The 11,609-nt window shown below is 72.5% G+C and carries 18 protein-coding genes; 7 read left to right on the top strand and 11 right to left on the bottom strand.

What is annotated here, in order from left to right:
- Nucleotides 1-303 precede the first annotated feature (303 nt).
- The 6 genes from LG634_RS38525 to LG634_RS32905 form a co-directional block, all read right to left on the bottom strand.
- On the bottom strand, nucleotides 304-429 hold the full coding sequence (locus LG634_RS38525) for a putative leader peptide (RefSeq protein ID WP_372482538.1): 126 nt from the start codon (nucleotides 427-429) through the stop codon (nucleotides 304-306).
- A gap of 148 nt (nucleotides 430-577) precedes the next feature.
- Nucleotides 578-1,036, bottom strand: coding sequence for an RrF2 family transcriptional regulator (locus tag LG634_RS32930; RefSeq protein WP_226739392.1), 459 nt, complete (start codon nucleotides 1,034-1,036; stop codon nucleotides 578-580).
- Nucleotides 1,037-1,084: 48 nt separating this feature from the next.
- Nucleotides 1,085-2,392 (bottom strand): acyl-CoA dehydrogenase family protein, encoded by a 1,308-nt coding sequence (locus LG634_RS38070; protein WP_264203898.1) that lies wholly within the window; start codon nucleotides 2,390-2,392, stop codon nucleotides 1,085-1,087.
- A gap of 96 nt (nucleotides 2,393-2,488) precedes the next feature.
- Nucleotides 2,489-2,908, bottom strand: a complete 420-nt coding sequence (locus LG634_RS32915) for a nuclear transport factor 2 family protein (RefSeq protein WP_226739390.1) — start codon at nucleotides 2,906-2,908, stop codon at nucleotides 2,489-2,491.
- A 31-nt stretch (nucleotides 2,909-2,939) separates the two neighbouring features.
- Nucleotides 2,940-3,266 carry an FKBP-type peptidyl-prolyl cis-trans isomerase gene (locus tag LG634_RS32910; RefSeq protein WP_226739388.1) on the bottom strand — a complete coding sequence of 109 codons (327 nt, stop codon included), beginning with the start codon at nucleotides 3,264-3,266 and terminating at the stop codon, nucleotides 2,940-2,942.
- On the bottom strand, nucleotides 3,257-3,463 hold the full coding sequence (locus LG634_RS32905) for a hypothetical protein (protein WP_226739386.1): 207 nt from the start codon (nucleotides 3,461-3,463) through the stop codon (nucleotides 3,257-3,259). The genes LG634_RS32910 and LG634_RS32905 overlap by 10 nt, the downstream gene beginning before the upstream one ends.
- Before the next feature lie 115 nt (nucleotides 3,464-3,578).
- Between LG634_RS32905 and LG634_RS32900 the strand changes: the two genes are divergently transcribed.
- The 3 genes from LG634_RS32900 (at nucleotide 3,579) to LG634_RS32890 (ending at nucleotide 6,142) form a co-directional block, all read left to right on the top strand.
- A complete protein-coding gene (locus tag LG634_RS32900; RefSeq protein ID WP_226739384.1) occupies nucleotides 3,579-5,207 on the top strand; it encodes a coiled-coil domain-containing protein in 1,629 nt (542 codons plus the stop codon).
- A gap of 88 nt (nucleotides 5,208-5,295) precedes the next feature.
- Nucleotides 5,296-5,622 (top strand): hypothetical protein, encoded by a 327-nt coding sequence (locus tag LG634_RS32895; RefSeq protein WP_226739382.1) that lies wholly within the window; start codon nucleotides 5,296-5,298, stop codon nucleotides 5,620-5,622.
- Between the two features lie 88 nt (nucleotides 5,623-5,710).
- Complete coding sequence (locus LG634_RS32890; RefSeq protein WP_226739380.1) at nucleotides 5,711-6,142, top strand: LCP family protein; 432 nt, start codon at nucleotides 5,711-5,713, stop codon at nucleotides 6,140-6,142.
- Nucleotides 6,143-6,201: 59 nt separating this feature from the next.
- On the opposite strand, the gene LG634_RS32885 is transcribed toward LG634_RS32890, so the two are convergent.
- The gene (locus LG634_RS32885) at nucleotides 6,202-6,615 is read right to left on the bottom strand and encodes a DUF6223 family protein (protein ID WP_226739378.1); all 414 of its coding nucleotides are present in this window, start codon (nucleotides 6,613-6,615) and stop codon (nucleotides 6,202-6,204) included.
- Between the two features lie 207 nt (nucleotides 6,616-6,822).
- Between LG634_RS32885 and LG634_RS32880 the strand changes: the two genes are divergently transcribed.
- The 4 genes from LG634_RS32880 (at nucleotide 6,823) to LG634_RS32865 (ending at nucleotide 9,634) form a co-directional block, all read left to right on the top strand.
- The gene (locus tag LG634_RS32880) at nucleotides 6,823-7,962 is read left to right on the top strand and encodes a sensor histidine kinase (protein ID WP_226739376.1); all 1,140 of its coding nucleotides are present in this window, start codon (nucleotides 6,823-6,825) and stop codon (nucleotides 7,960-7,962) included.
- Nucleotides 7,959-8,651, top strand: a complete 693-nt coding sequence (locus LG634_RS32875) for a response regulator transcription factor (RefSeq protein ID WP_226739375.1) — start codon at nucleotides 7,959-7,961, stop codon at nucleotides 8,649-8,651. The genes LG634_RS32880 and LG634_RS32875 overlap by 4 nt, the downstream gene beginning before the upstream one ends.
- Nucleotides 8,652-8,987: 336 nt before the next feature.
- Nucleotides 8,988-9,359, top strand: a complete 372-nt coding sequence (locus LG634_RS32870; protein WP_226739373.1) for a hypothetical protein — start codon at nucleotides 8,988-8,990, stop codon at nucleotides 9,357-9,359.
- Nucleotides 9,356-9,634, top strand: coding sequence for a hypothetical protein (locus LG634_RS32865; protein WP_226739371.1), 279 nt, complete (start codon nucleotides 9,356-9,358; stop codon nucleotides 9,632-9,634). The genes LG634_RS32870 and LG634_RS32865 overlap by 4 nt, the downstream gene beginning before the upstream one ends.
- A gap of 23 nt (nucleotides 9,635-9,657) precedes the next feature.
- Here the strand turns inward: LG634_RS32865 and LG634_RS32860 are convergent, their stop codons facing one another.
- From LG634_RS32860 to LG634_RS32845, 4 genes are all read right to left on the bottom strand, one after another.
- Nucleotides 9,658-10,041: a hypothetical protein gene (locus LG634_RS32860; RefSeq protein WP_226739369.1), complete on the bottom strand. Its 384-nt coding sequence runs from the start codon at nucleotides 10,039-10,041 to the stop codon at nucleotides 9,658-9,660.
- A gap of 100 nt (nucleotides 10,042-10,141) precedes the next feature.
- Entirely contained in the window at nucleotides 10,142-10,699 is a 558-nt protein-coding gene (gene cyaB / locus LG634_RS32855; RefSeq protein ID WP_226739367.1) for a class IV adenylate cyclase, read from the bottom strand.
- Between the two features lie 20 nt (nucleotides 10,700-10,719).
- Nucleotides 10,720-11,109: a hypothetical protein gene (locus LG634_RS32850; RefSeq protein ID WP_226739365.1), complete on the bottom strand. Its 390-nt coding sequence runs from the start codon at nucleotides 11,107-11,109 to the stop codon at nucleotides 10,720-10,722.
- A 17-nt stretch (nucleotides 11,110-11,126) separates the two neighbouring features.
- On the bottom strand, nucleotides 11,127-11,570 hold the full coding sequence (locus LG634_RS32845) for a helix-turn-helix domain-containing protein (protein ID WP_226739363.1): 444 nt from the start codon (nucleotides 11,568-11,570) through the stop codon (nucleotides 11,127-11,129).
- Nucleotides 11,571-11,609 lie beyond the last annotated feature (39 nt).

Below are 11,609 nucleotides of genomic sequence, written 5' to 3'. Positions count from 1 at the left end.
CTGAGCAGGAGGGGAAGTGCCGCGATGGCGGCGACGGTACGCAGGGTGGTGAGCGGTCTGACGGCAGACACGGAGGTGTCCTTTCGGGAAGGGTGAGCTGGATGTAAGGAGAGCGGGTACGGCGGCAGGAGCCCGATCGGCGCGGGCGGGCGCGGGCGGGCGCAGCCCTGTGGGGCGCGTCCTGGCCGGGCGCAGGCATCGGCGGTACGGGTGTGCAGAGCGCAGACGTGATCGGGAGCGGGCCCCTCGGGGCGCGGGTGCACGGACGAGGTGCAGTCCCGTTGTCCGGCGCGGCGGGGAGGGTCAGGCCGGCTGACAGGTGGCACTGGACGTGCGGACGAGGTCGATGTGGCGACGGCACGTCAGGACGGGCAGTCGACGGGCCGAGTGCTGCACTGCCTGCACGGTCGCCTCCCGCCTCTCGTCCATGTGATCTTGCGATCCCTAGTTTTCCCACCTGGCTGATAGGAATACTGGCAGAGGAACGGCGGACCCCCAAGAGGGTGTCCGGATGTTGGAAGGATGGTGCTCATCATCCGAGAAACCGCAGGTCAGAAGATGCGGATCAGCCGGCAGGTCAGGGATTGACCCATGCGTCCGGGGTGTGGGTCAGCGCGGACACGTCGGCCGGGAGGCGGGACGTGGCGACGTCGGCCAAAGAGACACCGTCGAGGATCTCCCGCACGTTGGAGCGCAGGGCGATCCACAACGGGAGCAGTGCTTCCGCCGGGCCGGTGTAGGACAGGTCCGGGGGCCGGACTCCGCGGACGGACACGAGCGGGCCGTCGACGACGCGTATGACGTCGGCGATGCTGATGTCCGCCGCGGGCCGGGCCAGCCGGTAGCCGCCGTTGACTCCGCGCTGGCTGGCGACGAGGCCGCCGCGGCGCATGTCGTTGAGGATGCCCTCCAGGAACTTGTGCGGGATGTCCTGGGCCGTGGCGATGGCTTCGGCCTTGACCGGGCCGTCCTCCTGGGACGCGGCGAGTTGCAGTGCGGCACGTACCGCGTAGTCCGCCCTGGCTGAGATCCGCATGCAGGCATTATCCCGTACGGCTGCGGCTGCCGTCCGGGGCGGTCGGCGCTACCGCAGGGCGGCCGCCGGTTCGGCGTGCGGGCCGTTCAGGTAGTGCTCCCCGATCGCGCGCAGCCGGTGCGCGGGGCGGCCGTGGGCGGTCAGGGCACGGGCGTTGCGCCAGAAGCGGTCCAGTCCGGGGGCGTCGGCGAGTTCCAGTACCCGGGCGGTGATGTGGAGCGCGGCCTTCGAGGTGACCGTCTCGGCGGTGGCGACGAGAGCGGCGACGGCAGCGGCCTCGTCGGCGTCGAGGTGCACCCCCGCGTCGAGGGCCCGGGCCAGCACGTCCGTCGCACGGTCGACGACGGCGACGGCGGTCTGGGCGGCGGTGGCGAGCTCGCCGTAGGTCAGGAACAGGTCGGGGTCCTCGCCGGGCAGGCGGTGCGCGCGGGCGCCGCGGCTGAGGTCGCGGGCCTCGGTGAGGGCGCCTTCGGCGATGCCGAGGCCGACGTGGCACAGGGCGAGCCGGAGGGCGGGCCCGGCGAGGGAGGTGCGTGGCGCGGCCGACTCCTCGTCGTGCGGCCTGAGGCCGAGGACCCGGTCGGCGGGGACGGTGACACGGTCGAAGTGGACGGTTCCGGCGCCGGCCACGCGCTGGCCGAAGCGGTCGTGGGCGGGTTCGAGGGTCACACCCCGCTCGCCGGCGGGGATGCGTACGACCAGGATGTCGCCGGTGACGGTACAGACGGCGTCCACCGCCAGCTGGTCGGCGAGGGGCACGGCGGTGTCCAGGGCCCGCCGGCCGTGCAGGACGTAGCCGCTGCGGCGCGGCCGGAGCGTCAGGTCGGGTCCGACGGCCGCGCCGTCGTGCGGTCCGTGCGGTGCGGGGCCGTGGACGGCGCCGGTCCACAGCCACTGTTCGCGGGCGGCCTCCGCCTCGAGGGCCTCCGCCCGGTCGTGGCCCTGGCCCCGCTCCTGCTCCTGCTCCTGGTCCCGTTCCTGGCCCCGTTCCTGGTCGCCGTCCGCGTAGAAGCGTCCGGCCCAGGTGTGGACGTAGTGCCGGGCGAGCAGCTCGCCGACGGAGCTGTCCGCGACGGCGATCTCGCGTACGACGGCGCAGCCGGTGCGCCAGTCGGTGCCGCGGCCGGGGCCGGGCGGGGCGAGGGCCGCCGGGAGGCCGGCGTCGCGCAGCCGGGCGACCTCGTCGGCGGGCGGTTTGCCGGCCTGGTCGCGGGCGATGGCGTCGGCGGCGAGGTCCTCCGCGACGTCGCGGGCGGTGCGCAGGAGGGCATGGCGCCCGGGACCGGCGGACGGTTCGTCGATGGCAGCCGATGCCGGTATCGGCGCGAGCGTCATCTGCATGGCATCAATCCCCATCTTTCCCATCGGAATGGTAGGGATACTGCGCCACCGAGGGCCCGTCCAGCAAGCAGGTGGCCGCATGCTGGACAGACCCGTCTCGGTATGGGAGATCTATTCCACCAGTCCCGGCGCGAAGTAGTCGCGCAGCCGGGCGATCTTCCCGTCCCGGATGCGGAAGATCTGCACCAGGGAGGCCACCTCGTCCTCGCCGTCCCCGTCCGGGTCTCCGTCGAAGACCGTGTCGATCTCGGCGATGAAGACGTCCGGATCGGCGGTGGTGTGGAGCACGTACCCGGACTTCCGGAAGTTCGGGACGCGTCCGTCCGGCCCCTGGCTCGCGTAGTACGCCGCCAGGCCGTTGCGGATCTCCTCGCGTCCGGCCATCCGCCGGGGGAAGCCGGCATCGGCGGGTACGAGCGGCGCCTCCAGGACGCCGTCCTCGGTGAAGCCGTCGGCCACGGCATCGGCGTTCCGGCTCACGGCACCGGCGTGGACGTGGTGCTCGAAGATCTCTTTGGGCGTACGGGACACGAGGGCAGCCTCCCTGGAGCGCACCGGCCGGTCAGTTGATGCCGAGCAGCTCCACGTCGAAGATGAGCGTGGCGTTCGGCGGGATGACGCCGGGGACGCCGCGGGAGCCGTAACCGTAGTCCGCGGAGATGGTCAGCGTGGCGCGCTCGCCCACGGACATCTGCGGGACGGCCTCGTCCCAGCCCTTGATGAGCTGGCCGATACCGATGTTGCAGACGAACGGCTGGTTCCGGTCGCGGCTGGAGTCGAACTTCGTGCCGTCCTCCAGCGTGCCGGTGTAGTGCATGGTGATCGAGTCACCGGGCTTGGGGAAGTTCTGCCCGTCTCCGGCCGTGATGACGTCCCTGGTCACACCCATGACAACTGCTCCTTCACATTGACGATACGTTCCGACACTACCCGGCCAAGATCCCCGCCGGTCGGCACGTCCCGGACACGGCCGCCGACGCAGGCGTGCGGGTGCACGAGGAGCACCGGCCCGCGGGCGAGCGTGATGACGAACGTCCGGCCCGGTCCGTCGGTGCGTGCCGGACCGGGCAGCCACGGGCAGTTCATGTGCGGGGGTTCCTCACTCTGGGGCGGATTCACGGGCCCAGGGTGGGGAAGTCGGGATACGTTGCGAAAGCTCGCACCGTTGCCGATGCGGTGCACCGGTCGGGTGGAGGGGCTCATGACGGATCTGACGCGGTCGACCGGGGGTTCGTCGGCGGTGGAACAGGGGGAGGTGGCGGAGGTTGCGGAGCTCGGCAACACGTTGTCGCAGCTGTTCAACACGCTCGGCGTCTCCCAGCGGGGCTATGCGGCGCGAGTGCAGCAGCACTACTCGGTGGTGTCCCGGTTCCTCGGCGGGCGACGGGTGGCCAGCCGGGACTTCGTCGAGCGCCTGATCCTGGAAGTGGAAGCCAAGCTGGGCGCACCGCTCCAGGAGGCGGCCAAGGCGCGGGTCCGGGACCAGCGGCTGGCCGCCGTACGGGCCACCGATCCGGCCGAGTACGAGCTGGAGGTGGCGCGGCAGGAAGTCGCCCACGCGCGGCGCACGATCGCGCGGCTGGGCCGCGAGCAGCAAGCCCTGCACGACCGGATGGACCGGCTGGAATCCGAGCTGGCGGACTCGTACGCCGAACGGCAGCGGCTGGGTTCGGACTGGGCGAAGGACCAGGTCGCCGCCCGCCGCCGGGAACTGGAGCTGCTGGCCGCCGCCACCGGTCACCGCACCGGCCGCGAGGCCCTCGAAGCGGAACTCGCCCGGTTACGCGCCGACCTGGCGGACGTGACGGCCCTGAAGACCGACTCCGAGGACCGGTGCCGGGGGCTTGAGGAGCGGGTCCTGGCGCTGGAGGAGGAGCTGGGGGCGCTGCGCGCGATGGGCGAGCGGGGCACCGAGGAGGCTCCGGAGCCTCCGTTGCCGGTGGCGGAGCTGCTGAACGCGCTGTCCCGGCACTTGGTGGCCGGCGAACTGCGCGAGGTGACCCGGGCGCTGGATGCGGCGGCGTGGGAGCGGCCGGCCGAGGAGCTGATCCGGATCCTGCTGTGGCTCATCAACATGGAGTCGCGGCACCGCGCGGAATGGCTGGTGAGCCTGGTGTGCGAGTACCGGTCGTTGGACACCGTGGCCGACCTGGGCAGATGGCTGCCATCGCTCAGGCGGGAGGACACACTGGATCCGGTCTTGCTGGCGGAGGTGGTCAGGGCCCGCACCCCGCAGGACATTGCGGTCCTGCACACGGCGTGGCGGACGGCTTCGGCCGGCGGGCGGGGCGATGCCCTGCTCGCCGAGGCGGTGCGGTACTCGCCGTCCGCGCAGCTGGCTGCGCTGCTGGAGTTCGTGTGCGATGCACCGGCGACGGAGCAGGCCGTGCACGAAGCCGGCCGGCGCGACTTCCGGCCGCGCCGGCTGTTCGGGCTCTCACGGCGACTGGCCGAACGGGGACACGGCTCGCTGGCCGACGCGGTCCTCGCCGTGGTCGTCGTACTGGCCGCACGGCTCCCCGGCGGAGCCGACGAGTTCCGCAACGCGTTCCTCGGGCTGCGGCTCAACCACGGCCGGGACCTGGCGGATCGCCTGCTGACGGCCGGCGCCCCACAGTCCGTGCTCCACCTTCTCCACGTGCTCCACTGCGGCAAATCGGACGCCTTCGTACCCCGCGAACTCGTCGAGCGGGCCGCGGTCGTGGGCGTCCTGCCGGAACTGCTGGCGGCCCTCCCGGGCACCACGTTCCACGAGGAGCCGGGAAACGACTGCCGGCTGCCGAGCCTGCTGCGGAGGTACGCGAACGAACCGCCCGCCACCGACGCGTGATCCCCGAGGGGCGGACGCCTGTTGCCCCGCTCCAATCCGCGAGTGTCGGTCCCCCGGGAACACCCGCCGCGCCGGGATCATGCCCGGCATGGACGTACACGACATCCTCAAGAAGGCCCAGGAACTCCAGGCCGCCCGCCAGACCGCGCTGCAGCCGCTCGCGGAGATCCTTGCCGAACGCAAGCAGTTGGAGAGCATGCTCGCCGATACGGAGGTGGGCTACGGCAAGGCGTATGCGGCCGCCGAGAAGGCCGGCTGGTCCGCCGCCGAACTCACCGCGCTCGGTGCGCCCGAGCCGACCCGCCGCCCGTCCGCCCGGCAGCGCCGCGGGGGCATCAACATCGCGGCGGGCACGGGCACCGGCGCCCCGGCCGAGATCCCGCCGCAGTCGGCGCAGGCGCCGGTCCCCGCCTGACCTGCCACGGCGGCCGGGTCCGGCTACTCACCGGAAGGTGAGTACCTGCACACTGACCTGCGGCGCGGCGGGGAGAGAGGCTTGCCCCATGAGCCAGAACCCGAACGCGAACCCGCAGCAGAACCCGCTCCCGAACCCGGCCGGCCGGCTGCCGCTCGTCCCCACCCTGCTGCTGTTCGTCGCAGCGGTCGCCGCGTGGGCCGGCTGGCTGGGCTGGGACCAGCACCGTGACGTGCACCCCGACGGCTCGGTCAGCGGCCCGTACCAGCCGTGGCAGGTGATCGGGCTGGCGGTGACGCTCGTGCTGCCGGTGTGCTGGGCGGCCTACCGCGACCACGGCCGGGCCGCCGTCGCCGGCACCACGGGGGGCCTGACGGTGGCCGCCGCCTTCGACTGGTCGGACGACGCCAGCGGCCTGTTCGCCCTCGGCGCCGGCATGGTGCTGGTCGGGACGCTGGCCGCGACGTCGGCGGTCTGCACGGCGGTGTCCGCGGTGACGCGGGGACGGCAGCAGCGGTAAGGGACGACCGACGGAGGCGTACGCGGCGGACGTGGCGCTGCCCGACGCACGTCCCCCCGTCACCCGTTGCGGCGGGCCCGGTACAGGCCCCGGGCGGCGAGGGCCGCGCAGAGGACACCCACGAGGATGGCGACGTACGCGCCGCCCAGGCCGTTGCCCGTGCCGAGGCCGCCGGCGGCGGTGGACGCGACCAGGATGCCGAGGGTGGTACCGGTCAGGCCGGCGGCGAGAGCCGCGCGGGACATGGCGGCGGCGCGGGCCCCGAAGCGGCCGGCCGGGCGGGCCAGGACCAGGCCCGCGACGACCAGTCCGGCCAGCGCCAGCAGCGCACCGGCACTGGCGCCGAGCCGGCCGAGGCCGAAGTCGGTGACGGCGGCGGCGTACGCGGGGGCATCCGCGGCCGCCGGTGCGGCGGATCCGGCGACGGCGAGCAGGGCGGCGGCCGGGACGGCGAGCAGGTGACGTGCGGACATCGGCACGGCTCCTTTTCCATGGATGGTGCGTCGATCGGGTGTGGTCCGAGCATGGCCGCCGTACCGCCCGCCGGTCGTCCGGCGACCGCAGACACTTCGTGCTGCCGCGCCTGCCGTAGCGGGCCCGTTTCTACTGCGGCTGCGGTAGCCGGGCCCTCGTCCACGAGGGGGACTCGCGGCCGGGGCGCTGCCGATTAGGGTGCGCGCATGAGTGCTGGTGAGTCCGCGGTACGGGCCCGGGCGGTCGATGCCGCAGTGGCCGTCGGGGTGACGGCGGCACTGCTGGCCACCGCCGCGTCTTCCGGTCAACGGCCGGAAGGTTACGGCTGGTTGGTGGGGTATGCGCTGTTGGCGGCCGGCGGGCTGGCGCTGGGGTTGCGGCGCCGGGCGCCGGTGGCGGTACTGGCCGTCACCGGGGTGTCCGCGGTGGGGTACCAGGCGGCGGGCTTCGACGTTCCCGTGGTGGCGTACCTGTTCGCCGTCTACGCGGCCGTACGGGCGGGACACCGTACGCTCACCGCCGTCGCGAGCCTGGTCATGCTGGCCGTGCTCCCGCTCGCCGCCCTGGCCTCGGGCCTCGACGGACTGCGCGAGGCGCTCGCGCAGTCCCGTGGCTCGCTGGAGATCGCCTGGCTGGTGGCGGCCGGCGCCGCCGGTGAGGCGCTGCGGCAGGCCGAGCGGCGGGCGGACGAGGCGGAACGCACCCGCGAGGAGACCGCGCGGCGCCGTGCGGACGAGGAACGGCTGCGGATCGCGCGGGAGTTGCACGATTCGCTCACCCATCAGATCTCGGTGGTCAAAGTGCAGGCGGACGTGGCCGTGCACGTGGCCCGCAAGCGCGGCGAGGAGGTGCCGGCGGCACTGCTGGCGATCCAGGAGGCCGGGCGGGAGGCGAGCCGGGAGCTGCGGGCCACGCTGGAGGCGCTGCGCGACGACGACACGGCGCCGCCGCGCGGGCTGGACGACGTACCCGAACTCGTGGCGCGGGCGCGGACGTTGGGGCTGGATGCGTCGCTGACGGTCGGCGGGGTGCACCGGGACCTGCCGGTGGCGGTGGAGCGGACCGTGTACCGGATCGTGCAGGAGTCGCTGACGAACGCGGCCCGGCACGCGGATGCCGAGCACGCGACGGTCCGCGTCGACTGCGGGGCGGACGCGCTGGTGGTCTGCGTGGAGGACGACGGCACGGCCGCGCCCGGCACCGCGCCCGCGCCCGGTCTCGGGCTGCTCGGCATGCGCGAACGCGTCACCGCGCTCGGGGGCCGGCTGCGGGCCGGGCCGCGCGGCGGGGGCGGATTCGCCGTCCGGGCCGTCATTCCCGTGGAGCCTGTGGAGCGCACGCCGTGATCCGTGTCCTGCTGGTCGACGACCAGCCACTCATCCGCAGCGCGTTCCGAGCGCTCCTCGACCTGGAGGACGACATCGAGGTGGTGGCCGAGGCCGCCGACGGGCACGAGGGGGTGGCGGCGGCCCGCACCCACCTGCCGGACGTCGCTCTCGTCGACATCCGGATGCCGGTCACCGACGGCATCGAGGCGACCCGGCGGATCGCCGCCGACCCGGCGCTGGCCGGCGTGCACGTGGTCATCCTGACCAACTACGGCCTGGACGAGTACGTCTTCCAGGCCCTGCGCGCAGGCGCGGCGGGCTTCCTGGTGAAGGACGTCGTCCCGGAGGACTTCCTGCACGCGGTACGGGTCGCCGCCCGCGGCGACGCCCTCCTCGCCCCGTCGATCACCCGCAGACTGATCACCCGCTACGTCTCCGGCCCACCGCCCGCCGACCGCCCCCCGGCCATCCGGGACGACCTCACCACCCGCGAACGCGAAGCCGTCACCCTGGCGGCCCGCGGCCTCTCGAACGACGAGATAGCCGCCCACATGGTCATCACCCCCCTCACCGCCAAGACCCACATCAACCGAGCCATGACCAAACTCCACGCCCGCGACCGCGCCCAGCTGGTCATCTACGCATACGAATCCGGCCTGGTCAGACCGCAGCGCATGGAGCCAGGCCGACGCTGCATCCCCGATTGATCGACGGGACGACGACGACTGATTTCAAGTACTGGTTGAAGTTAAGGAAAGGACGGAGGAGACTGGCGCCATGACAGCTCCGGCCCGCAATCGCGCCCCCCAAGCTCTGCTCAGTGGATCACAGAAGGAGACCCTCGACCGCGCGCTCAAGGCGCTGGAGCATGCGGTTCGAGCTGCGGAGGCTGCTCGCAGCGCGTTGAATACAGCTGCCGGTCGGATAGCGGAGGAATGCGGCCGCGGAGGAGCCTCAGCCGTTGCCCGCCACACCGGCTGGTCCGCGCAGTACGTGTCCACGCTTGCAGCTGCCCACCGAGACCGGGAGAAGAGCACAGCAGCATGAGCCACCCCGCCCCCAAAACTCCCGATACTCCTCAGCCACCCGTACAGGCGGAAGCGATCCGAGCCGCCTTGGCCCAGGTCGCGCCGCATCTTCTGCCTGATTTCGACCGGGACCGGGCAGCGAGCACCGAGCGCGCCCGCACCGAGGTCTCCGCAGTGCCGATGCGTGCGTTCGCCGAGGCGTGGGCCATCGAAGTGGCCATCGCCCGGCACCCCGAGCGGGCGGGTCGTCTGCATGCTCTCGAAACCCGGGCCTCACTGGCGACCAACCTCGAGGAGGCGCGCAGGATCACGGCCGAGATCGCCCGAATCCGTCACGACGCCGCCGCCGAAGCCGGTCTCCGTACCGCGGGCCCGGTCCCCTGGTGAGCGATGACGTGTGGGTGTGGGAGTACGCCTTCCACACCGAGGACGAGATCGGGTATCCCAAAGAGGTCCGCGACGAGGTGAAGGCGATCGCCGACCAGATCACCGAGCTTGCCAATCTGGGAATCGACCCTGCCGGGCTGGGGGCCGCCACAACTGGCACCGCTCGTAGGCACACCCTGCCATCCGGAGGATGGTTTGAGACCCAGTTCCTGCCCCGAAGTCGACCGCGGATGATCGCTGTTGTGCTCGTTGTTCCCCCACCACACCTGCTGTAGCGCAAGCGGTTCCGCGACCCCTGCTACCCCTCCGTCGCCCGGAATCGGCTCAACAGCGCCTGGCCCGGTGGGGTGTCGGGGTGGAAGAACTGGGTGGTGAGGACCGCGGGGATGGTGGGGCCGTGGAGGCGGGCCTCGTGGCAGGTGAAGCAGAAGGCGGCTTCGTACAGGGGGAGGGTGAGGGAGTCGTCGTAGGCGCGGATGCCCCAGCCCGGGGAGAAGCCGCAGCGGTGCTGCTCGCTGCCGGGCAGGCTCTCGATCAGGCGGAGCACGCCGGTGACGTCCGGGCCGGCCCAGTGGGCGGTGGTCCGCCCCGGGTAGGGGTCGGTACGGCGCGCCGGGAGGCCGGAGATGCGCACGACTTCGATCAGGACGGTGGCATCGACGGCCTCGACGGGGAGCTGCATACGTGCAGTCTGCCGGGCCATTCGGCCGTGGTGCGTCTTCCGCCGCGTCTCCTCCGCAGGATTGGACCTCAGGCTGGTTGATGTCCCGAAGGCCCGGGGGTCAGGTCCGACGGCGGGCCGCGACGGCGCCCGTGTACGTCTCCCGTGTCAAGTCCGCAGGTGCGATGCCCAGTTCGGCGAGAACGGCCCGTACGTCGTCCAGGGCGGCGCTGACGCCGTCCTCGGCGGCCGGGGTTTCGAGTTCGAGGAAGGTGCCGTCGAGTTCGGGGACGCGGACGAGGGTGGCGAGCATCTGCCGGCCGCGGGCCTCGAAGGCGTAGTTGCGGCACCGCTTCTCGAAGGCGATCACCGGCACGTAGCCGAGGCCGCGCAGCAGGCCGTGGACCGCTTCGGCGTCCGCGACGGCAGTCTCGTGCTCGGGCTTGGAGCCCGACTCGGCGTCGACCGCGGCCCCCTTGTACGTCAGGACCGTGCGCGTCGCGTCCGCCCCGTGCACCGTGCGGACCCGCAGTTCCTGGTCGGCCTTCTCCAGGTCGCCGTCGGGCCGGTCGTAGTACGTGTCCTGATATACCTCTGCCCGCGCGGCGGCCCGGCCGTCCAGCGCTCGCAGCACGCTCTCCGGCTCGTGGACGCGCGCCTTCAGCTCCGCCTCGATCACTCCGGTTTCCCCTTCCCAGCTCAGACCGTGCGCTCAGCCCCGTCGACGACCGCCTCGAACATGCGCCTGAACCCCCGGTACAGGGGCCCGTGCGGCGTCTCCATCACCTTGTACGTGGCACTCTCGTGCCCTTCCCAGCCGGCATCGAAGGCGCCGACGAACATGGTGTTGTCCGTGCGGATGATGCGCCAGGTCGGCAGCATCCCGTACCGGTACACCTCGATGTCCGCAGCACCGGCAAGTTCCCTCAGCCGCGCCTCGGCGAGCCGTACCCCGCCGGCCAGGGACTCGGCCGACTCCCCGATCTCCGCGGCCCGCAGCGCGAGCGCAGGAGAATCGGGATCGAGCAGCAGCACCCGCAGCCGGACGCGCGCTGTGGAGTCGGTCCGAGCCAGCGCGCTCCGGAGCATCGAGTCGTTCAGGCCGATCAGGCCAAGCCCGCGGACGGCGAGGATGTCCAGTTCCTGAGCAGCTCGGGCCTGCTGCTGGATTTCGTCCTGCGCGGATGCCTGGGAGGCGTAGACGCGGACGACTCGGGGAAGGCCGTCAGGTCGAACGCGACGCCGCCGACCCGCCGTTCACGGCTGGCGGCCAGGCCGAGGAGGTGCCGGGCGTCGTCTGGCAAGCGCAGGCCGTCGGCGATCCGCTCGAACACGTCGAGCCGGGACACTTCCCGCTTCCCGTTGATGATCTCGTTGACGCGGCCCTGCGTCATGCCGGTGGCCGTGGCGATCCGGGCCTGACTGGCGCCGGTGTACTGCTGCACGAACCGGAACACTGCGCCGACGTCCCGAGCGCGCAGGACTTGGCGTACTTGGGCACGCTCCCATGCCCAGCCCGGCACTTCAACAGGCGTGTATCCGACCGCCATTGCCGACCTCCAGTCCCACGCTGGGATGGGAATGCATCC

Source organism: Streptomyces bambusae, from assembly GCF_020532645.1.
Classification (GTDB): Bacteria; Actinomycetota; Actinomycetes; order Streptomycetales; family Streptomycetaceae; genus Streptomyces; species Streptomyces bambusae.
The sequence above is the reverse complement of the archived record's forward strand: the minus strand, read 5'-3'. Positions and strand labels throughout refer to the sequence as shown.

Bases quoted from the DNA above. Each gene is read 5' to 3' on its own strand.
- LG634_RS32895 (WP_226739382.1), top strand. From the start codon at position 5,296: ATGGACGTACACGACATCCTCAAGAAGGCCCAGGAACTCCAGGCCGCC.
- LG634_RS38525 (WP_372482538.1), bottom strand. From the start codon at position 429: ATGGACGAGAGGCGGGAGGCGACCGTGCAGGCAGTGCAGCACTCGGCC.
- LG634_RS32860 (WP_226739369.1), bottom strand. From the start codon at position 10,041: ATGCAGCTCCCCGTCGAGGCCGTCGATGCCACCGTCCTGATCGAAGTC.
- LG634_RS32910 (WP_226739388.1), bottom strand. From the start codon at position 3,266: ATGGGTGTGACCAGGGACGTCATCACGGCCGGAGACGGGCAGAACTTC.
- LG634_RS32930 (WP_226739392.1), bottom strand. From the start codon at position 1,036: ATGCGGATCTCAGCCAGGGCGGACTACGCGGTACGTGCCGCACTGCAA.
- LG634_RS32845 (WP_226739363.1), bottom strand. From the start codon at position 11,570: ATGGCGGTCGGATACACGCCTGTTGAAGTGCCGGGCTGGGCATGGGAG.
- LG634_RS32870 (WP_226739373.1), top strand. From the start codon at position 8,988: ATGAGCCACCCCGCCCCCAAAACTCCCGATACTCCTCAGCCACCCGTA.
- LG634_RS32905 (WP_226739386.1), bottom strand. From the start codon at position 3,463: ATGAACTGCCCGTGGCTGCCCGGTCCGGCACGCACCGACGGACCGGGC.
- LG634_RS32885 (WP_226739378.1), bottom strand. From the start codon at position 6,615: ATGTCCGCACGTCACCTGCTCGCCGTCCCGGCCGCCGCCCTGCTCGCC.
- LG634_RS32850 (WP_226739365.1), bottom strand. From the start codon at position 11,109: ATGCTCCGGAGCGCGCTGGCTCGGACCGACTCCACAGCGCGCGTCCGG.
- LG634_RS32900 (WP_226739384.1), top strand. From the start codon at position 3,579: ATGACGGATCTGACGCGGTCGACCGGGGGTTCGTCGGCGGTGGAACAG.
- LG634_RS32880 (WP_226739376.1), top strand. From the start codon at position 6,823: ATGAGTGCTGGTGAGTCCGCGGTACGGGCCCGGGCGGTCGATGCCGCA.
- LG634_RS38070 (WP_264203898.1), bottom strand. From the start codon at position 2,392: ATGGGGATTGATGCCATGCAGATGACGCTCGCGCCGATACCGGCATCG.
- LG634_RS32890 (WP_226739380.1), top strand. From the start codon at position 5,711: ATGAGCCAGAACCCGAACGCGAACCCGCAGCAGAACCCGCTCCCGAAC.